23 protein-coding genes and 1 tRNA gene are annotated in these 19,922 nt (G+C 54.0%); 11 read left to right on the top strand and 13 right to left on the bottom strand.

The genetic code is table 11. The annotated features are described in order from the left end of the window. Positions 1-227 precede the first annotated feature (227 nt). From GGE09_RS17515 to GGE09_RS17550, 8 genes are all read right to left on the bottom strand, one after another. Positions 228-2,075: a hypothetical protein gene (locus tag GGE09_RS17515; protein ID WP_309747467.1), complete on the bottom strand. Its 1,848-nt coding sequence runs from the start codon at positions 2,073-2,075 to the stop codon at positions 228-230. Next, the gene (locus tag GGE09_RS17520) at positions 2,072-3,271 is read right to left on the bottom strand and encodes a toprim domain-containing protein (RefSeq protein WP_309747468.1); all 1,200 of its coding nucleotides are present in this window, start codon (positions 3,269-3,271) and stop codon (positions 2,072-2,074) included. The genes GGE09_RS17515 and GGE09_RS17520 overlap by 4 nt, the downstream gene beginning before the upstream one ends. A gap of 74 nt (positions 3,272-3,345) precedes the next feature. Continuing rightward, positions 3,346-3,582, bottom strand: coding sequence for a hypothetical protein (locus tag GGE09_RS17525; RefSeq protein ID WP_309747469.1), 237 nt, complete (start codon positions 3,580-3,582; stop codon positions 3,346-3,348). Positions 3,583-3,604: 22 nt separating this feature from the next. Continuing rightward, a complete protein-coding gene (locus GGE09_RS17530) occupies positions 3,605-3,871 on the bottom strand; it encodes a hypothetical protein (RefSeq protein WP_309747470.1) in 267 nt (88 codons plus the stop codon). A gap of 55 nt (positions 3,872-3,926) precedes the next feature. Continuing rightward, positions 3,927-4,859 carry a hypothetical protein gene (locus tag GGE09_RS17535; protein WP_309747471.1) on the bottom strand — a complete coding sequence of 311 codons (933 nt, stop codon included), beginning with the start codon at positions 4,857-4,859 and terminating at the stop codon, positions 3,927-3,929. Continuing rightward, a complete protein-coding gene (locus tag GGE09_RS17540; protein WP_309747472.1) occupies positions 4,843-5,190 on the bottom strand; it encodes a hypothetical protein in 348 nt (115 codons plus the stop codon). The genes GGE09_RS17535 and GGE09_RS17540 overlap by 17 nt, the downstream gene beginning before the upstream one ends. Further along, a complete protein-coding gene (locus GGE09_RS17545; protein WP_309747473.1) occupies positions 5,187-5,501 on the bottom strand; it encodes a hypothetical protein in 315 nt (104 codons plus the stop codon). Before GGE09_RS17545 ends, GGE09_RS17540 begins: the two co-directional genes overlap by 4 nt. A 256-nt stretch (positions 5,502-5,757) precedes the next feature. After that, positions 5,758-5,949: a hypothetical protein gene (locus GGE09_RS17550; RefSeq protein WP_309747474.1), complete on the bottom strand. Its 192-nt coding sequence runs from the start codon at positions 5,947-5,949 to the stop codon at positions 5,758-5,760. Between the two features lie 126 nt (positions 5,950-6,075). Between GGE09_RS17550 and GGE09_RS17555 the strand changes: the two genes are divergently transcribed. The 10 genes from GGE09_RS17555 (at position 6,076) to GGE09_RS17600 (ending at position 11,059) form a co-directional block, all read left to right on the top strand. Continuing rightward, the gene (locus GGE09_RS17555; RefSeq protein ID WP_309747475.1) at positions 6,076-6,738 is read left to right on the top strand and encodes a hypothetical protein; all 663 of its coding nucleotides are present in this window, start codon (positions 6,076-6,078) and stop codon (positions 6,736-6,738) included. After that, positions 6,719-7,363: a hypothetical protein gene (locus GGE09_RS17560; RefSeq protein WP_309747476.1), complete on the top strand. Its 645-nt coding sequence runs from the start codon at positions 6,719-6,721 to the stop codon at positions 7,361-7,363. Before GGE09_RS17555 ends, GGE09_RS17560 begins: the two co-directional genes overlap by 20 nt. Before the next feature lie 98 nt (positions 7,364-7,461). Next, the gene (locus GGE09_RS17565; RefSeq protein ID WP_309747477.1) at positions 7,462-7,749 is read left to right on the top strand and encodes a hypothetical protein; all 288 of its coding nucleotides are present in this window, start codon (positions 7,462-7,464) and stop codon (positions 7,747-7,749) included. A 126-nt stretch (positions 7,750-7,875) separates the two neighbouring features. Then, positions 7,876-8,022 carry a hypothetical protein gene (locus GGE09_RS17570; RefSeq protein WP_309747478.1) on the top strand — a complete coding sequence of 49 codons (147 nt, stop codon included), beginning with the start codon at positions 7,876-7,878 and terminating at the stop codon, positions 8,020-8,022. Next, complete coding sequence (locus GGE09_RS17575) at positions 8,022-8,288, top strand: AlpA family phage regulatory protein (protein WP_309747479.1); 267 nt, start codon at positions 8,022-8,024, stop codon at positions 8,286-8,288. The genes GGE09_RS17570 and GGE09_RS17575 overlap by 1 nt, the downstream gene beginning before the upstream one ends. 202 nt (positions 8,289-8,490) lie before the next feature. Next, on the top strand, positions 8,491-9,606 hold the full coding sequence (locus GGE09_RS17580) for a hypothetical protein (protein ID WP_309747480.1): 1,116 nt from the start codon (positions 8,491-8,493) through the stop codon (positions 9,604-9,606). Further along, positions 9,603-10,235 (top strand): hypothetical protein, encoded by a 633-nt coding sequence (locus tag GGE09_RS17585; protein WP_309747481.1) that lies wholly within the window; start codon positions 9,603-9,605, stop codon positions 10,233-10,235. Before GGE09_RS17580 ends, GGE09_RS17585 begins: the two co-directional genes overlap by 4 nt. Further along, positions 10,232-10,441, top strand: coding sequence for a hypothetical protein (locus tag GGE09_RS17590; RefSeq protein ID WP_309747482.1), 210 nt, complete (start codon positions 10,232-10,234; stop codon positions 10,439-10,441). Before GGE09_RS17585 ends, GGE09_RS17590 begins: the two co-directional genes overlap by 4 nt. 40 nt (positions 10,442-10,481) lie before the next feature. Then, a complete protein-coding gene (locus GGE09_RS17595) occupies positions 10,482-10,706 on the top strand; it encodes a hypothetical protein (RefSeq protein WP_309747483.1) in 225 nt (74 codons plus the stop codon). Between the two features lie 62 nt (positions 10,707-10,768). Then, on the top strand, positions 10,769-11,059 hold the full coding sequence (locus GGE09_RS17600) for a hypothetical protein (RefSeq protein ID WP_309747484.1): 291 nt from the start codon (positions 10,769-10,771) through the stop codon (positions 11,057-11,059). Between the two features lie 24 nt (positions 11,060-11,083). On the opposite strand, the gene GGE09_RS17605 is transcribed toward GGE09_RS17600, so the two are convergent. Both GGE09_RS17605 and GGE09_RS17610 read right to left on the bottom strand, forming a co-directional pair. Continuing rightward, a tRNA-Thr gene (locus GGE09_RS17605) sits at positions 11,084-11,159 on the bottom strand. A gap of 68 nt (positions 11,160-11,227) precedes the next feature. Continuing rightward, positions 11,228-12,892 carry an iron ABC transporter permease gene (locus GGE09_RS17610; RefSeq protein WP_309747485.1) on the bottom strand — a complete coding sequence of 555 codons (1,665 nt, stop codon included), beginning with the start codon at positions 12,890-12,892 and terminating at the stop codon, positions 11,228-11,230. A gap of 112 nt (positions 12,893-13,004) precedes the next feature. Here GGE09_RS17610 and GGE09_RS17615 point away from each other — a divergent pair, with 112 nt between their 5' ends. Continuing rightward, on the top strand, positions 13,005-13,838 hold the full coding sequence (locus tag GGE09_RS17615; RefSeq protein ID WP_309747486.1) for a hypothetical protein: 834 nt from the start codon (positions 13,005-13,007) through the stop codon (positions 13,836-13,838). Between the two features lie 270 nt (positions 13,839-14,108). On the opposite strand, the gene GGE09_RS17620 is transcribed toward GGE09_RS17615, so the two are convergent. From GGE09_RS17620 to GGE09_RS17630, 3 genes are all read right to left on the bottom strand, one after another. Next, positions 14,109-16,445, bottom strand: a complete 2,337-nt coding sequence (locus GGE09_RS17620) for an ATP-binding protein (RefSeq protein ID WP_309747487.1) — start codon at positions 16,443-16,445, stop codon at positions 14,109-14,111. 362 nt (positions 16,446-16,807) lie between these two features. Continuing rightward, positions 16,808-18,064: a DUF2254 domain-containing protein gene (locus GGE09_RS17625; protein ID WP_309747488.1), complete on the bottom strand. Its 1,257-nt coding sequence runs from the start codon at positions 18,062-18,064 to the stop codon at positions 16,808-16,810. 153 nt (positions 18,065-18,217) lie between these two features. After that, positions 18,218-19,864, bottom strand: coding sequence for an FAD/NAD(P)-binding protein (locus GGE09_RS17630; protein WP_309747489.1), 1,647 nt, complete (start codon positions 19,862-19,864; stop codon positions 18,218-18,220). Positions 19,865-19,922 lie beyond the last annotated feature (58 nt).

A 19,922-nucleotide genomic window follows, 5' to 3' on the forward strand; every position in this document is an offset into this window, starting at 1 on the left:
TGCGGATTTTGTGTTTGTTTTTAGTGTGTTAGCCTCTACAAAAGCCTCTACACTGGAAAACCCGTTTTGTAGAGGTGTAGAGGTTTTCCCCCGAACCCGCGTGGCTGTCGCCAGCAACCTTTGGTTGCAATATCCCGACGCGCTATGAGTATTTTTGTTAAGCCCGTCGGGTCGGGGTGTGGTCAGATTGGCGCGGATTGGGGTCGGGGTCAAGATCATCTGTTCACTCACATGAAGTCGTTGAGGTCGGAGGATTGCGGTGCCGTCGCCGCCTGCGACGGCTCTGGCGTTGTTTTATCAGCAAAAAAATGGGGTATGGATGCCAGTGGGAACTTGCTGGATCTGATGTTCAGGCCTGCGCCGTAGCTGATCGGCGTGGTGCGACTAAAGCCCGGAATACGCGCGCAATCCTGTTTCCAGACGCCATCTTTCCAGCGTGTGGTCTCAAAATAGGTGGCAAGATTGGTGTGACTGTTTGCAATCGCCAGTTGTGCGGCCTCTCCAACGCCGTAGGCCCGCAAGCCTAATCTTTGCAATTCTCGTCGGGCCTTGTCCGGGCTGATCAGTTGATCAACATCGTCTTCCATTGGCGATCGAATGGCGGCTTCCACCAGCTCGCCCACCAGAACCTGACTGCCGCCTTTGATGGTATTCACGGGCTGTTGCATCAAATGGGCCAGCATCTTTTCGTAGCCGGCTGTCTGGTCGTCCTGCTGGGACTGCACTGCATTTTGCAATGATCCGACCCACTTTTCGACCCGCTCTTGTGTGGCAGGGTCGGGGTGGCTGACCAGATCGGCCATGGCCAGCAGGGTGCCATATTGATCCTGTGCGCGGGCTGTGTAGCCCTCGCGGGCCAGTTCGGCTTGATACAATGCCAACGTGTCTCTGAAATGGCCCCAGTTGGCTAATATCTGCGCCTTCAGACGCGCGCCAAGCTGTTGCACCTCTGACGGTATCAGGCGGGGTGGAATGGCACCCTTACGCAAACGTAGCAGGTTCAGCACGGCAATCCGGCTCAAGTCCTGGTCCTTCAGGGGCGGCACAAGGATTGACGAAAACAGAAAACAGTTGCGGGCCATGAAGCTCTGGCCTTTGTGATCCGCGCCACCTCGCAGGATTAAACCGCCAGATGATGCCTGACGGGCAAGTTTGACGATGTTGTCTACCTTGGCGTTGTTGCCGCTGGCTTCTTGCTCGTCCAGACACACGGGAATGCTGCTCTGGCCAATCATTTGCCGCAATGCTGCCTCGGTCGCGTCTGTGGCACGCAGGCTGGCACCATCGCCGCCCAGAATGTCGTGGATCAATTCCTGCAAGGTGGATTTACCCATGCCGGCGTCGCCTGAAATCCAAGCCATCGGCCGCCACTTCAACGCGCCGCCTACCATGGCCGCACAGATCCACCCCAGAACCAGCTGCGGATCGATCCCGCCATTCTGCCAGTTCCACGTTTCCAAAAGGTCGATCAACTCGCCAGCTGCGGTTAAACAATCGTTCCCAAAATCAGACGGGCGCTTCAGACGCGGTGCGGCCGGGTAAACAAATCCCTCGATCTCGCCGGTGATTTTCCAACTGTTTTTGCGGAAAACACCATCCCCAGAATGCAGGATGATACCACCATCGTCATCAAGCCAGGCACCAGGGCCGCGCACCCGTTCAAAGGCGTTCCAGACACCTTTTTCAGAACAAGCGCGCATCATTGCTTCTCGGGCACCTTCGCCGTCCCAACCACTCAGATCACCGTCTTTGTTATATCGGGGAAAGTTCACATAAAGCTGTTGCGGTTGGCTGGAAAACAGGCCGTTAATTGCTTCTTTGTCGTGCCGTGTGATCGCCCGCAACTGGCCCAACATGTCCAGATAAAAGTATGTGCTGCCTTGAACACCAAGCGCCTGGACCTGACATCCGGCGAATATCTCCCCTTTGTTTTTAGGCTTGTCCTGTGTGTCCAAAAAAGGGTTTGGCTGATCTGTGGTGTCCTCTGAAGGCGCGGATTGATGTGGGGGCGGATCCAGTTCGCTGTTCAGCACAGTTAACGTCGGCCTTTTGGGCTTTTTACGATCTTCGGTCATGGTGCGCCCCTATGGTCTTCCTTCAACGCCAGCAGCAGGGCATCGTTCAAATCCTTGCCGCCGTAATTATTTCGCCAGACTGAAACCTCGCGGCCCTGGGCGCGGAATGTCTCGGCTGCATCATCCAGAACCTTGATCTGCTCGGGCTTTTCGTCCCGATCGGCAACCAACACGACGGTTTTGATCGCGGCTGGCAGGATCATATTTTTGATGTTGGCCAGATCGAGCGCGGCCAGAACCCGCTTTGTCGGATCCAGCACAGCAGCACTTAATCCGTCCTCGATGCCTTCGGTGATCCAGACGGTTCCGTCAGCGCGGCTTAATGGGGCTCCTTTGCCGCCACGGGGGCCAACGCCCGTCCACAACCGCACAAAACCGCCTTTCTTGGGCGCGCCAAAGAAATACGTTTTGGGTTTCAGGATCTCGGCTTTCCACCAGCGTTTGGCGGGATCGGGATGCACAATCTTGTCGGGGTGGTGATGCGCCCACCAGCTGGCTTCTGGTTGGGCCTGAAGGTAATGGATCTGCACTGTGAAAAATTTCGGCCGTGTGCCGTCGTCTGCGCTTGGTCCATAAACAGCAGTGACCATGGCAGGATAACTGCCGTCGAACACTTCACCGGTTGTCTTGTCGATTTGGTTGATCTTTTGATCCGGATGGAACCGGATCGCATGGGGCAGGCGTCCCAGACGATCCAGCGTGATACCACGTGCGGCCAGATAGTATTCGGCTGGCGTGTCCTGCCAATCAACCTTGCTATTCAAATAAACGGATTGCGCCACACGGGCGCGTTGCTGGGCGCGTTCTGCCCCGTTGCGCATCGCCTGCTCCTGGTCGCGCTTGGCTTTGTCGGCCTGTCGCATCCGGATCTGGCGCTGTGCGGGTGTTTCGTTAACCATGCCCAGCATGGCGCGGGCCTCGGACAATGCGCCTTTGAAATCTGTGCGCAAGGCCCGCTCGATCAGCTTCAGCATGTCGCCCTTGTCACCGGTGCTGTGGTCATAAAACCAACCAAGATAGGATCCAGCGATGTTCACATAAAAGGAGTTGGCGTGTTTATCATCGCGCCAGGGGCACCGAGCCCAATACTTCGTGCCTTGAACATGGCCGCCCGGCGCATAGCGCCGCGCCACATCTTCTGCACGGGCTGCAAGACGTTCTACAATTTCGGCGGTCTCTGCCTTGAAGTCGCGCATTACCTGCTGCCCCGTATTCATGTTTGGTATTGGGGCCGTTTAAGGACGTGCCCAGGTCACTGCTCGGTAGTTGGTTATTCGGTCTTGGTTGGGTTGAGTGCTTCGGCAGTCTGAATTTCTGCAATCTCGTTTTCCAGCACCCACACCAGATCTTCAGCAGCGCCTTCGCCTCGCTGCGGCATCATTTTCAGCACTTGATGCAGGTTATCGTAAGCTTCTGCCTTTGGTGCGAGCTCGGCATTGATGCGCCGCAGTGAACGGATTTCGCGGGCGCAACGCTGCATCATCAAAACGGCTTGGGAATCTTTCATGGCTGTCGTTCCTTGTTTGGGTTCAAAGACCGGCGGTGGCAGCTGCGACAGCAAACATGCTTGCTGACTGGACGTCTGTAATTGCCTTGGCTGCTTCGCGCGCGCCCGGCCCGCCTGCGTCGCGGATAGCCTCACATTGAGAAATCAAGGCAGCTGCTAGGGACTTGATACAGTCCACCTGTTCGAGGTTGGATGGGTTGAAGCGAAGCCGGACAATGTCCATTGCGCTGGTGTTGATCGGTGCATTTACGCCCATTACAGGGCCTGAATTGATTATTACGTGTCCCATGATCTCTTTCCTTTTTTCGGGTTGGGTTGATCTAGCTTCTAGATTTCAGTCGGACCTACGCCGCCTGGCTAAGGTCTTCGCGCAGGTATTGGGTCACTTTGGCTTGCAGCTCGATGCTGGCGTCTGGCACCAGTTCGCGGTAACGCGTGACGATCTGGTCTTTTTCCAATTCCTCGATCGCTGCAAAGTCTTTGGCAGAAACGCCGCGGGCAAAAGCTTCCAGCATGCGCAGATCATCTTTTGCCGCCCATCCGTCGATTTTGGATTTTGGAAGGATCATTTTGCCGATCGTCGCGCCCAAAACAGGCCCGGACGCGTGCGCTTTGAGAGGCGCTGCAGGGGTGGGCGTGGCAGGTTTGGCTTGGGTTCTTGCAGCCTTTACGGAAACAGCCGCTTTCTTTTTGGCTTTCACCACCAGTCCGCGACGAGTGATCATGTTCGCGACCTGCTTTCTGTCACGCCCTAGGATTTCCGAAATGTTCTTGGCCTTGTAGCCCCGGAAATACAGATTATCGAGTTCGGCTAGATTGGCGTCGCTCCACTCACGCTTCTGGAAGTTTGGCTTTGACTTGGGGGCCATCTTGGGCGGTTCTTCAGCGGATGGTTCAGGTTTGGCTTCTGTCGCTGGTGTGTCGACTGGAACCAGCTCTTCCATGATCTTTCCAGCCGCTTGGGCATCAACCTGTGGATCAACAACCTTCGGCGTATCAGGAACGGCTGCAGGCGTCTTTTCTTTCACCAGCCCGCTGTCCAACACAGCTGAAAAATCATGTGGCTCGGCTTCAGGCTGGTGTTCATCGTCTTGATCGACAAACAAATCGTTTGATGTCGGAACTACAACATGCAGATAGTCCAGCAAATCGCGCTTGGATGACAGCGCAACTGTGGCCAGACGATTACTTGAATAGGCCTCGACCTTGAAAAACGTTTCCACCAAATAGCCGACGTCTACTGCTTTGATCGTGATTGATTTAACTGCGTTGGTCACGGGAAGTCTCCTTTTCCATCTGTGTCAGCGCAGCAGCTCCGCGCCATTTGTAGAAATTAACCAGCGCGGCCTGGGCATCTGCCTTGCCGCGTGTCCAGTTGGGATCCACACGCTTGCCCGTGACGGGCGGATGCAGCAGCAGCATGTCTGCGGCAGCCGCCATAGGGCCGATCCAAAAGGCTTCACGGGTTACGAGGGGCAAAACCTTCTTGATTTCGCCAAGATAAACTTCGGTTTCCGCATCATCTTGGGCCAATCCTGTGCAAAGAACGGCCAGATAATTTTGCAAAACGGCATCTGCCGTGGTCAGTTTACGGGGGCCGCTGTTCATGACAGATCCTTCCGGTCCTGCCAGTCGTAGCGCTCCACAGTCTTTTGGGCGCTGGCTGGATCAAAGTCAGACGAAGCCGGCGCGTTCTCAAGCAACCAGCTGCGCAAAATTGTTCCAGCACAGCCCATGCCGATCTGAACACCGTCGATGAAATCATTCACAGCAGCCACACGCGCAGGGTCATCAGCATGCAGCTGTAATGTGTGGCGCATCAGGTCAAACTGATCCCGCTGGTTCAGTGAGCCCGATATCGCTTTCATGGCACAGCTGAACATCCGCAGATTATGGGCGAGCGTGGCGGAATAGGTCATGGCCGGCACCAGCTGCCATCGGCGCCGGCCATGCTTGCGTACGGGGGAAGGCTTTTTGTATAGCCTATAACGACACGCAAGATCGCCCTGATCCATGTCATAAACTCAGGGCAATTCGGAATAAAAGGGGCGGGGATTGAGCACCCCGCCAGTTGGCTCCGGTCACTGCACGAACCGGATACGCGGGCCGAAAATCGTTGACAGACAGTGCAACGACCCGAGGAAGGCCCGAATAGGTTTATGGGGCGAGCGCAGATCATGCGGCTACGTCCTTTAGTAAGGCGTCGATTTCGACTGCAGACGCACCGCAAATCAAGTGCTCGGCCGTCAGCGGAATGTTGTGTTCACGCGCATAGGTCAGCAGTTTGCCATTGATCAGAGCTGGCATGTGACCAGAAGGACGGCTTTGTGCTGGCCTACGCCAAGCATAAGCTGATTTAGGGCGCATCCCAGCAATCCGTTCCAAAACCGGTAGTGAACCGATCAGGCGCTCGCATACTTCCAATGGTGTTAAGTGGTTACTCATGGCACAAGATATGGGCTACTAATTATGTGCACGTCAATCACTAATTTAGTGAAATTTACCATTTTATTGGTAGTGACGAGTGATTACCTGACGGGGATGGATGATAAGTGGTTCAAGCGACAACAAAAAATCGCCGGAGTAACGGCTGAAGATATCGGCGTAGCCTTGGGGCGGGATCGTTCTGTGGTGTCGCGCATATTTGTTGGACGGCAGAAAATGTCACTTGATCAGGCCAGTATTTTTGCTGAAGTTCTGAATGTGCCTTTGCAGACCGTTTTGGAAAAAGCTGGGATCGCCCCTCAATCGCTGGGTTCTGCACCTAATTTGGTAGCTGCTGAAGGTGATGTTTCCCTTTTGGATTTGAACGCTTCGGAGCAGATAAAAAACGACATGATTTCCCGGGCATTTGGCAATGCAGGGCCAAGCATGGATGTCTGGACAGTCACTTCAAATGCTCTTCAGTTTCTTGGATATGTGGTTGGTGATCGAATACTTGTGGATACGAATTTAGCAGACACAGCTAAATCCGGGGATGTAGTGATTGCTCGAATGTATGATAGAAGAAACACCGCTGAAAGAACTATATTGCGCAGATATGAGGCGCCGATACTAATTACCGCGACAGCGGAGGCGATAATTCCAGCAGCTGTGATAGCAGACGGGAATAGTGTCGTTATTAAAGGAAAAGTGATTGCAAGTTGGCGAACATGACAGTGAAAAAAATCGTTTAGTTCGTGAGTTGAGGTGGAAGCTGCGCGACCGGCTTAAAGCTGGGTGCGTAGGGATTTGGATCGTTGCTTTGATTTTGGCGGTCAAGCCTTTCTGGGTGGATCTCGTGGGGGTGCTTGGACCTGAAGGAGCGGTAGGCGTAGTTGTTGCTGTCCAGTTATTAGGTATTTACTTTGGTACAGGTTTTTTTGCTGAAAAGTTGTCCATTTGGTTACTGCCCTCCCTTGATGGTGTGATGTTGCCTTCCGCGCCTGAGCCTCCTGAATGCCCTGATGTACGTATCATTGATGCCCGGTATCTACTGCTTAGGTGGCATGGTTCGTTGCGTGCGGAGGTTGCATTGATCAGCAATTCTGAAAAAATCGTTGTTGGTTCAGCGTATCTTTCATTATATCGCCAAATTTTACGGGCGGGTTTAGGGGTGCAACTTCCTGATCACGTGACCTACGCCGAGGTTCGTGATCGAGTGGATGTTCTCCTTTGTGATACTATCTTTGGTAATGAAGATGCGAGAGAAATTCTACTTGAGGGTGAAGCGTCGGCGGTATTCACAAACTTTGCATCACAAATTTCTCATGCAAATAGCAATCCAAAATTACCTTTTTAGTGAAAATTACTAAATTTGCATTGACAGTGACAGGTAACCACCCATAACTAAAAGGGCACGGGGCAAGATATTGCGCCCCGATAACCAAAAGGTGCCCCATGTCACATCTCCAAACTATCGAACCACCACGCCAGCCACGGCCGATCACAGACCAGACTTTGGCTGTGATCGGCCGCATTGGTGAAACCCTTGCTAATGGCCAGGACCTGAACACCGCTACAACAGCGGTTCTGCGCATCTGGCTGCTGCCCGTCGTCACCGAATTGCAGGCTGTCCGCAATCGGCAGGACCAGCAGCTCCACCACTTGACCGTCACCGCTGAACAAATGGGCGTCGGGCCAGAAATGGCCAAAGTAATCCAGTTGTTCGCGCCGGATCAGGACTAATACCGGCGGGAGCCGCCGGTTCTGGCCATTGCGGTTTTGTATGACATGGCCACGCCCCGTTCCCGATCAATTTTCCACACAGCGCGGCGGCCTGTGTGGATCAACAAAGAGGCAAGTAGACCCTTGATGAACTTTCTCCTTCCCTTTGCCTGCGGTGCCGTTTCTGGCGGCATTACTGTGTTGATCGCACCGCAAGTGCATGCAGTCCTGTCTGCGCTACTGGATCCGCTGCCGGCCAACCCTTTCGGCCCCTTCAGCGAACGGGGGCAGTGATGGCCAAAATATTCATGACCACTGCCGAAGTCGCGGATCTGCTCGAATATGGCAGCACCGCACAATTCTCCACCCGCCGCGAAGATCTGATCCGTGATCACGGTTTTCCACGGCCAGTGCCTGTTTCGACCCGCCCGATGAAATGGCGCCGGGCTGATGTTGAACAATGGATGGCCTTTGCAGGGAAAAACCTGCCCAACGGCCAGCCACCGCGCAACGGAATGCAGGCCCGCAACGTGCTAATGTTCCAGGAAGCCAGATCATGAGCAATCCAACCTGTTCCACATGCCCGTATTTCGGGAAAAATCGCTGCCACCGCCAGCCGCCACGGTTTGTTGTGAAAACCACCTTGCCAGACGATGGATTTCCCCACGCATTGCCCAACAGTTGGTGTGGTGAACACCCACAGTTTCAGGCTCGGCTGAATAAGGGCCTGCCACCCCTCAAACGTGTGGGCGATTACAGCCAATGACACGCGGTCCGATCATCGATCCCCCCAAGGGATTGCGCCAGCGCCAGCGTGCGGATGGCAAATGGCGGCTGTGGTGGGAACCAACGCCAGCGGCACGGGAATTGGGCTTTGAACCAATCGAACTGGACGCCAGTCGCCCCACGTGGTCTGTGCGGCGCGCCCAGAAGATCAATGATGATGTAGCGGCCGCCCGTGGCGGTGCCAGGGCAACGCCGCAGGCGCGCACCATATCGGACCTGATCCTGTCCTACACCCGCTCTCCGCGCTTTCTGGATCGCCTGTCAGACGCCACCCGCCGCGACTATGTGCTAGCCTTCCGGATCATTCGGGAAAAATGGGGCAACGCACGCGTTGCTGAAATTACAAAGCCTGTGATGTCAGAATGGTATGACACGCTTTATGCCGACACCGGCAAATCCGCCGCCAAGGCCTATCTGGCCAAGATGTCTGTGCTCATGACCTACGCTGAAATCAAAGGTTGGTGCCCAGTCAACCCGTGCTTGCGCCTGCAAATGGTTACGCCAAAAAAACGCAACAGGGTGGCCAGTTGGTCCGAACAGGATGCACTGGTTGCAGCTGCGGATAAGCTGGGCCGCTGGTCTGTGGGCACTGCCATCTTGCTGTCCGCCTTCCACGGTCAACGGGTCACAGATGTTTTGGCTGTGACCTGGAAGCATTTGGAAGGTGACCGCCTGATGCTGATCCAATCCAAACACGGATCCGCCGTCAGTATGAAATTGAACCCCGAGGTTGTGCAGCGGCTTTCCAGTCGCCGGTATGACGACACCGCAACGGCCGTGTGCCTTTTTGAAGGCACCGGTCGACCCTATTCCGATCTGACGCAGTTCAGCGGCGCATTCCGGCGTGTGCGCAAGCTGGCAGCGCAATCCTGCCCGTCCGTCTATGATATTCAGTTCCGCGACCTGCGCCGCACATTTAACGCACGCGCCGCAGCTGGTGGTGCCAACGCCAAAGACCGCGCCGACGCCATGGGCAACCAGATCGACATCAATCCGGCGCTGGAAATGACCTACAACCCGCCCACAACAGCAGCCGCCGATGCCGCAGCAGCTGCTGCCGCGCGGCCAGATCCCAAAAGGAAACAGGCATGACGAAGCCTATCTTGAATTGGTTTAAACTGACGGCCAAGCAGCGCTGTCACATTCTCAAAGCTGCTGAGGCCTATTGCACGCCAAATGGTGCAGGAAGCGAAGAAATAGCTTCCGAAATGTACTACGCCGTAGAAGAGGCTTGCGACGTAGAGGAACTGGAAGCACGTCAGGTGGCGTCCGAGGATCAGGTGAAGGTCAAGCCGATAGTCTGGTACGATAAACCCGATGGCCAAGAAGTGCGAATAGGGCGGGCTGACAATGGGGATGCGTATTCCGTAAAATGTGATTTCGGTACATGGGGTTATACTAATCGCCGTCATGGGGCTGGTTTCATAACTTCTCGCCTTGGGGGGGTGTCATTTATAGACGAGGATGACGCAATTTCTGGCGCTAATGAAGATCACGAACGGCACATACTATCCGCGCTGGACATATCGCCCACCCACCCCGTGACAGTGCAGGAAGCGGCGAAGGTGCTGCTTTCCCAAACCACTATTGCAGAAAAGAAGGTGATGAATGAGGCTGGAATAGATGCAATGCGACCAGGAGGGTTCACGTTTGCAGATATGGTTGATTTCGATACCGGTCGCATAGCCGCCCTCCGCGCCCTATCGGAGACAGACACATGAGCGACCTGCGATTTAATATCATCAACTCCGATGATAAAGTAATTGCGAAAGCCGCCAGACAAATCGCAACAAAGCTTGATCCATGGGGTTCGGTGCGGCCCAACATTATGGCCTTTATTCTTGGGGCGCTGTTTATCGCATCGTTGGATTATGGCGATGTTTGGATTTGTGTCGGAAGTTGCGCCCAAATTGAAAAACCCAACTAATCCTAAAGACCACTGGATCATCACAAAAAGGACCAAAACTATGAGTGACTACAACTTTGACGTAGACGTTTTACGCGGAAAAATGGCCAATGAACTTGCCGGAAACATCGAGCAATTCGCATTCGTTCTGACCAACGCCCTTTCCCATGTAGCCGCTGATGATGTGATTGACGCTGGCGAAATGGGCGACGAAGCAGATCCCGAATTGGTTGTGCACAATCTCCGCTCGATCGCCAATGCGATTGAAGCCGGATCGCTAACATAGGAAAATGCCCAATGACTTTGTTAAATTTTAGCTTCTGGCACGAAAGCCAAAGGAAGGTCGCTATGCAGAAGATCCAGCTAACCGCTAACGAGATGTCTTTGAAAAGCGAAATCACACGGATCACCGATCACGTTATTCCAAGCCTGTCTGGCGTTGGTGCGGCAATCGATCAGGAAATCGGTTTGCTGAAATGGGACATCCATTTGGCAGAGACCGCTATGATCGAAAGAGACCCTGAAATTGTGGGCCACTACCTGAATGTGTTGCGCAATCACTATCCGACTATCCGACTCGGACGGTTGTCGGACGTCGGACGCGTTCACTCTGCGTTCTCATCCGAAAAACGGGCTTAAGATTTTGTTTTTGTTGGATTTTTCTGGTGCCCCCACACGGACTCGAACCGCGGACCTACTGATTACAAATCAGTTGCTCTACCAGCTGAGCTATAGGGGCACTGGGGCGGCTTTTGGGTTATGTTGAGGGGGATTGCAAGAGGTTTTTTGCACCTTGGTGAGAAAAAATTAACCCCGGTTGGTTAGGCTCACGATTGCAACGGCAATTAGGCTTATTAGGACGATCACAAGGGCGGCTGGCGCGGCGCCTTCGATGTCTTCGAGAGAGGCGTGTTGGTAGACTGACGTGGCCAATGTGGTCTTGGAGTAGAGCAGCAGTGTGGCGGGGAGTTCCTTTACGCTGTCGACAAATATCAACAAGGCAGCGGTTCCGACCGCGCCTTTTATCATGGGAGCATAGAGGCGAAACAGAGTTTGGCGTGGGGATTGACCAAGAGAGCGGGAGGCCATGCCAAGGGACGGTGAAATTTTGGTGAAGGCTGCGTCGATTGTGCCAACGGCGATGGCGAAGAAGCGCACGCAATAGGCCAGCATGATAGCCCCTACCGACCCGACCAGCAGCAGGCCTGGGTCTATCCCAGTGAGCCAGAGGATGCCGTCGGCCACATGGTGGTCGAGAACGGAAAGGGGAATAAGAAAGCCAAGACCAAGGACAGCGCCCGGTGCGGCGTAGCCGATGGTTGTGACCGGTAAGATGCGCGTCAGGCTTGCGTGGCGTATCAGGCGTACGCTGAACACCAGTAGCAGGCCTGCAATCACAGTTATTGTGGCCGCGCCGCCTGCGATCAATACAGTGCGCAGGGTGGCGGCCCAAAGTGCGGGATCGGCCCAAAGTTTTGCCCGCCCAAAAGCGTGATCTATAAGGATGGAAAGGGGAAGAGCGAAACCAATCAGAACGGGAATGCTGCAAAACAGGCTGGCGGCGATGCCTTGGATCGGGCGCAGGTCTTGGGGTTGAGGTGGGCGCATATTGCGGGCGGTCTCGTGGAATTTGATCCTGCGGCGGCTGAATTTTTCGAGCATGACCAGCACTGTAACGAAGATCAGGATAACACAGGCGAGTTGAGCCGCGCCGCCTGCGTTGCTGGCCTCTAACCAGACAGTGAAAATGCCGGTGGTTAGGGTTTGCACGGCGAAAAATTCCATCGCGCCGAATTCGTTAAGGGTTTCCATCATCACAATGGCCACACCTGCCGCAATCGCGGGGCGGGCAAGCGGAAGGCCAACGCGTAGGAAGCTGGAGACCGGGCCACAGCCCAAGGCGCGAGACACCTCAATCGCGGCGCCTGACTGGGTGCGAAACACGCTGCGGGTCAGGAAATAGACATAGGGGTAAAGGGCTGCGGCAAGGACGATGATTGCGATGCCTCGGGACCGGATTTCGGGGAACATATAATCGCGGGGTGTGGACCAGCCAAACAGCGCGCGCAAGCCTGTCTGCAACGGGCCTGCATATTCAAGAAAATCCACAACGGCAAAAGCGGCAATATAGGCCGGGAGGGATAGCGGGAGCAGTAACGCCCATTGAAGCACATTGCGGCCGGGAAAGCGGTACATCACCACCAGCCAGGCGGCCAATGTGCCTACAACGCCAGCCAGTAAGCCTACGCCTGCCATCATGACCATAGAATTGGTCATATAGCGGGGCAGCGTTGTGGATAAAAGATGGGGCCAAATATTCTCGGTCGGGAAGAGGGCGAGCCAGAACACCGTGGCAACGGGAAGGATAACTAGCAGCGCTATAGTAAGACCGAGCAGTGTCCAGCCGTCCAAGCGGTATCGGCTGCGCCGTGGCGCAGAAGTGACAGACTGTATATCTGATGTTTCAACCATTGATCCGCGCTTAAACCAAAGCTATTTCGGTGTCCACAGGTGTAACAGGTAGGCTATGGATTTCAGGCTTCACATCGGGGTGCACAGAAGCGCTACACAGCATTTGCGAAAGATGCTTTGGCAAAACCGTGATTTGTTGGCGGGGCAGGGGATCTGTGTCCCTGTTGCCGAGGATGCCGAGCGGGCTTTTGCCAAGGCGATCAAACAGATGAGTGCGGGCGATGCGGTGGCCGGTGTCAAGGCAGAGCTGGTTTCGAGCCTGACGCAAGATCAACAGTTTCGCCGTATTGTGATGATCGATCCGAGTATTTCCGGAACATTGATGCGCCCTGTGGGGAAAGAGTATTTCTATCCTCGTATCGCCACTACGGTATCGCGGATTTTGAATGTTCTGGATGGCGCGCCTTTGCGGTTGTTTGTGGGGTTGCGCAATCCGGCGAGCTTTATTCCGTCCTGCTATAGCGCGGGTATGCGCCACAGTCCTGAAATGTCATTTGAGAAATTTGTCGCGGATGCCAATTTGCAAGGCTTGCGCTGGTCGGATTTCCTGCACCGTGCACAGTTGAAAAAGGCCGACTTGCCGATCACAGTGTGGCGGTATGAGGATTATCCTTTTATGTGGCGCGATGTGGCTCAGGCGCTGACCGGGATAGAGAATCGCGAAGCCTTGGTTGGTAGCTCTGATCCTGTGAATACGGGGTTGTCCCTGCGAGGGGCGATTTTAATGCACACTTATTTGCAAGAACACCCAGTCAAAACCCGCGCCGAGTTTGAGGCGATCAGCAAGGCCTTTGACAAGAAATTCCCCAGTGCGCACGGCCATAATGATGATCTGCATTGGCCAGAAGAATTAACCGAAGGCATGACCGAAAATTACGAAGACGATCTTTATTATGTGGAGCGGATGGACAATGTGACCATGCTCGCTCCGGAACATTTCGACTGAAATACATCCTTTTGAGGTATGGTTTCGTCGTCTCCGATAGCCAGATAACTGACGCCGCAGACAGAGCCAGCAGCATACGTCCGTCGGAGTGTTCAGCTGCGATCCATCTGGTGTTTGAGAGAGTAGGCTTTCAAAACGGTTATACAGGCGGCTAAACACATCAGCTATTCCCCGTGACCAAGTGATAGAGCGTCAATTTGGTAGCTTTAATTTGGTCATCGAACAGACGTTAGTGGCAGTGGCGGCCGCTTTTGGTATGCTTGATGCCTATCAGGAAACCGCCCGCAACTGGCCAAGATCGGCTTTTTCGACAGGGCCAATTCCTGCGGCATTGGCCAAGGGGCAGGTGAACCAGAACTCGGTTTCTTTGCCCGGTTCGCTTTCAAAACCGATTTCACCGCCCATCGCCTCGACCAATTGGCGCGAGATGTTCAAGCCAAGGCCGGTGCCGACTTTCTGTTTGGTGTCAGGGGTGTCAGCCTGTGAAAACGGTTGGAAAATCCGGTTGTGGAATTCTTCTGGGATGCCTGCGCCGGTGTTTGTCACGGCGATGCGGACTTCGGTGGGCATAAGGGTTGCTGTCAGGCGGACTCTGGTGCCTTCGTCTGCGAATTTACAGGCGTTGGACAACAGGTTGGCTAGCACTTGGATAACACGTTTCTGATCGGTCCAAAGGGTGTGGCTGCCCTTGGGGATAGAGACATCCAACCCAACCCGCCACTGTGCGGCATAGGGGCCGATTTGATCCGAAATCTGCACCATTATGTGGCTTAGGCTTTCGGCTTTCGGTTCTATAGTCATCCGCCCCGCATTCATCTTTTCCATGTCCAGAATGTCATTTACAAGATTGAAAAGACGATCAGAATTGGATTGAGCAATTTGAATCAGACGTTCAACAGCGTTTAGTTTTGAGTCCTTTAGCTGTGCTTCCAGCAAGCTTAGCGACCCTTTGATTGAGGTCAAAGGCGTGCGCAATTCGTGGCTGACTGTGGCGATGAAATCCCTTTTCATCCGGTCCAGTTCTATGCTTTCGGTGATGTCCATCTGTGTGCCGAGCATCCGAACCGCGGTCCCGTTGGCAGCCCGTTCCACCACGATGGCATCGGATTGAATCCAGCGCCAGTCTTCGTCGGCGTGTTTGATGCGAAAGCGCGCTTCAGCCCGTTCGCTGATGCCTTGGGCGCAGGCGCCTTCTGCTTCGATTAAAAGATCGCGATCTTCGGGGTGAATCCGGTCCAGCAGCGCGTGGTAGGGGTCCGCATTGTCAGCCTGATCGGTGATTTTCATCATCTTGCGCCACATCTCTGACACAACCGAGGTCTGGTTTTTCAGGTCGATGTCAAACACCCCGATTTGTGCGCCCATCAGCGCCATATTCCAGCGTTGCTCTGTCTTGGTAATCTCTTGGGCGTATTGTTCGCTGGCGGTAATATCCCGCAGCAACAGAGTGATGCGGATTTCGTTTTCCGAAGTCAGCCAGGTGTTTTTCTCTACCTCTAAGATGGTTTCTTCGTCGCTGATTGTAGTGGACGGAACCGTCAGTTTGAATCGCCCGTCGGTTTTTTTCAGGTCCAGGTTCGGTAGCAGATTGCTAATCTTGCGGCCGGTCAAACCTGCAAAATTACCCGGCAGCAAAAGATTCTGTGCGGCGTCATTTGATTGCAGGATAATGCCTGTGGAATCCACGGAAAGAATTGAAAGCATTGCATTTTCGATGATGGAGCGCCGCTCTGTCTCGCGGGTTTCCAACTCGTTGGACTTTTGTTCGACCAGCACTGAAATGGTCCGTTCACGGCGGATCATGATACGCAACACAGTGAACAACAGCAGCGTGACCATCAGGCAGAGCGTCAGCAAAAACCAGCGGGCGCGGAAGGGTTGGCTGTAATCGAAAAACGGGGTGCTGCGCCAGCTTAGGGTGATGGGCTGGCCGTATTTTGTAACGCTTTGAACCCGTTCCAATGCGGTTTCAGGATTGGGCGTATCCTCGCTTGGGCTTTGAAAAATAGGCGGAGTGGTCAGGTCGGTTGTGCCAACCCAAGCACGCAATTCGATCATCTTGCTTTGTGCTTCGCTAAGGGTTGCAAATGCCTGACTTAGATCTACCAAAGTAAAGACATAGCCCATTAAGGTGGGTTCAGCGGCGGCGGCGCTGTGATCGGGGCGGAAAACCGGTTTCAGCATGATAGCTGAGGTTTTTCCCCCGTCAGGGCCTGGCAAGGTGACATTTGGGATCAGGTGGATTTCATGGGCATCGCGTGCCAGATGTGCGGCTGCCAGAACGGCGGGAAAGGCGCTTAGGTCTAGGCCGAACATGGCTTCGTGACTTGCGGCAGGTTCAATACGTTGAACAATGATCTTTTGGGACGTTGGGTCATCTGCATTGACCGAGGCGAACCCGATCGCGTCGATACCCGCGGTGCTGTCTCGGACATCAATCGCCGCTGCAAAATCGGCCATTTCATCGGCGCTAATGTGGTCAGAGGCGATGAACAGGCCGGACAGGCTACCTAACGTTTGTTCATAAACTTCGCCAGTACGGGACAGCGAGGTCAATCCCTGCCGTAAAAGAACTGTAAAGTCTTCTTCGGATTGGCTTTTTACCATCCCATGTACAATGCTGAATAAAAAATATGAAATTGCCAGACAAACCGCCAGTACAATCCATTGTAACCAGAACGAAATTCGTTTCGGAATCATCTTAAATCTGCCCGTATTCCAGCGCTTAGTTACCGATCAAAGATGTCGTTTTGACCTGATCTTGCGCAGTTTTATTTCGATATATCTATACGCAATAATGCGTTTATCTCTAGAACTTGATGCGAATTCAGGAATAATTGTCCCAAAGACGGGGCGTGGATGTCACACTTTGCTTCTTGGTTATACTAGGGGATCGGGGAAATAACTGCGATGCTTGGGTTAAAATGTTAACCGTTTCTTACTAAAAATGGAATGAAAGCGCAAGAAAATCAGCTGATCAGGCCAGCAACACGTTCTAAACGGGCCATGTCTTGTTGCAGGGGAAGGTCTATTTCGGCCCGCGCAAGGGCTAGCTTGGAATGGCGTTGGGTTTCTGTGTGAAAGCCAGGATAGTTAAGTGTGGAAAGCGACAAAAACGCTTTTTGCAGCCTTATGCCCACCTCAACCGTGCTTGCGCCATCGCGGGCAATAGCGGTGAAGGCATCGTCGAACATTTCGGCAAGCGACAGGGTTGGCACGATGATCCGGTCATATTCTTCTGCAACTTTTTCGTCGTTGCTGACGGGTTCTGCCCAGCCTGCGAACAGGCGCACAAAAGACCCGATGATCACAATCGCAGTGCCCGGATCGTTGACTGCAGGCGAGAGGGCGCGGGCGGCAATTTCAGACAGCACAATCAGCCCGAAACGCGGGTCCGCATCAAAGGTGCGATTGTCGCCGATCACAAAAGCATTGGCGATGCGTTTGCTCAGGGCCTCGTCGATCAGAGTTCTGGTTTCAAGCACCACCACCGCCCGCCCGGGGGCCAGAAACGACCCGGGGATGGCATCGACCATCATACGCAAATCGTGCTGTTTTGCGATATTTTGCAAAGCGGGCATATCAATAAACTGCACATACCCAATATCTGAACAGAAAATCTTACGGCCATTTAGTGTATTGCTTGCAGTTTTTTCGACTCCGCCCAAAAACGGCTTCAAGCGTCTATTCTTGAGGCTGTCAAAGGCTGCGGATTCGGCTTTGTCTATTGTTGTGCCCAATCGTCCAAGTCTGGCGATATTGTCGACCCAACGCACAAAGGTCAAAACCACCCAAGCGAAAATCGCAAGTGTCAGGGTGAATTGCACGAACAAACCGCCGCGCCCGTATAATCCGGTTTTCAACGCCACAATCGACACGATGCTAAAGATGAAAGACCCGATGAAGCTGGAGAGGGCGGTTTTGGAAACATCGTCCTCTAGGACCAGTGTAAAAGCCCGAGGCGTGGCCGCGCCACTGGCCGAGGAGTAGGACGACAGCATCGAGCCGACAGCGAATGTGGCAACCGCCAGCATAGAGGACGAAATGATCGTCAACAGGGTTTGGATCGTGTCAGGAGTGATTTCGGGCAAGTCCTGCCCAAACGGCAAGTGATCCGCGACTTGGGCCACAAAAGCCCCAAGGACCGCCATCAAACAGTACAGCAGCGGTTTAAACCAAAGGCGCTTGCGCAGTTGCAACACACTATGGGCAAGTTGCGTTTTCATATCAGGTTTTTCCCCTGTGGTGTTTCAAGGCCGTTTTGCCCTTGTGAACTCAGCACGAATTGGCTGGCGAATGTCCACCCGCTTTCGACAAAATCTATAGCTGCAACGTGTTACGTGAAACAACCATTTGCGGGTGATCCTGCTGCTAATGCGCTATTTTCGGCTGCGTTCAAGAACACCTTTGGCCCATCGCCCGGACGAAGCCCCGAAACAATCATGTATGGAGTCAGCGGCGATTACGCTGCCCAAGGCAAGGCGTCCAAGCAGGCAAAGGCCCGTTTGGGGGGTGCCTTCAGTGCCAACAACCTGTCCGTTCGGGCGGGTCTGGGCGCCTGAGCCGTCATAGAATTCCTGTATCAAACCATCAGATTTTAACTGCACCAACAAAGGATCGGAAATTGCAGCCAATTTCGGAGGCGGAAGTACTGCGTCAATCATGACCGAGACTTTGGCTTCGGCGTCGTCTTCTTGCAGGTGCCAGCCGTCTTGGATGGATTTGATGTCAGGGTCATCCACCACGCAAAGGCTGACAAGATTGCAAGCCAACATGGCCAAAAGCTCTTGCGCAGAGCGGAGCGGCGGGCCGTAGGAATACCGTTTCAACCCCTCATCAAAGCCGACAATGGCTTGGGCCGTATCCGGTTCCATTTGCAAGCCGTTGAAGTTGGCGCGCAATTGGTTTTGTACCTTTCGCCAGATTTGCCCGATAACATAGCCTGGTGTGGGCGGCGATGCCCCTAATGCCATGTTAATCCCTTGTTTTAAGGTCTGCTCGGGGTCAAGGGTTTCCTGATCTCCTGCCGATTTGCGTTCGGTTTCAAGCCATGCAGAAATCTCGGCCCGCCCCCAATCCGCACCCATTTCGACACCGATCCGCTCGGTCGGTTGAACCAAAGCCGCGCAAATTGTTTCAAGCGCGGATTTTGGTTTTTGCTCTGTGGCTGTTTTAACGGCGCTCTGAAACTGTTCAATTTCTTGGTCACGCAGGTCAAAAAGAGCATCCAGTGCGGCGTCTTTCGGTTTGGGGAAAGGCGGTTGGCCGTTCAGTGAAAAGGCAAAAATGCGGGCGGGTTCAGCACCAGAGCGATGATAACAGCCGTTTTCAAAACGACCGCCCAACCCCAATGTCAGGACTCTTAAGACATCAAAGGTTGAAAGGCCCAGCCCCCGGATGCCGATATTTTTACCCGCCCAGTCTTTTGCAGCAGCCAGCAATTGCCGGTCGGGGTAGGCATTCAGCGCGCGGGCCTTGCCTGTGCCTGCGTGCGCCTGCCATGCTGCCCATTGATCGTCTGGCGGCGTTTGTGGCTGGCCGGGAATGAGTAGAACCTCATCAAAAGGGCCATGGCTGGCGGTGTTTGTTTCTACATGCCACGCCACTTCGTGGCGTCGCAAGTGGGTGGCTTTTGATTTATGGGTCGTCAGTTTTATCTGGATGCCTTTGATTTCTGTAACATTCCGAAACCGCGCCATCAGATAGGCCCCGAGTTCGGCGCGGGGCGGGAACCGGTCAGCATCGGTTAGGCCATTTTGCTTTTGCCAATCCGTAAAATCGCCACAGGGCAGGGGCAGCGCCGGGGGGATATCAACTTCGCGCAGGGGAATGTTTAAGATGCAATGGGGCGTTTGGGAGGGATCAAAATTCGGCCCGGCACCGGCAAGCTGTAGATCGTCAAAGGTGGTAAGCTCAAGCGGTGTCTCGCGCTCTGCAAGTTTTGCAACAAGCGACTCAATTGCGCCCAATCCCCGAGGCCCCGCTCCGATAATCGCAATTTTGATCGCAGATGCGGTGGTGGCCATGGTGTATCCTTAATTGTGGTCGTTTGATTGCCCGAAAGCGTGTTCGGGCTGATCCAAA

The sequence above is a fragment of the Roseobacter sp. N2S genome, assembly GCF_031454055.1.
Classification (GTDB): Bacteria; Pseudomonadota; Alphaproteobacteria; order Rhodobacterales; family Rhodobacteraceae; genus Amylibacter.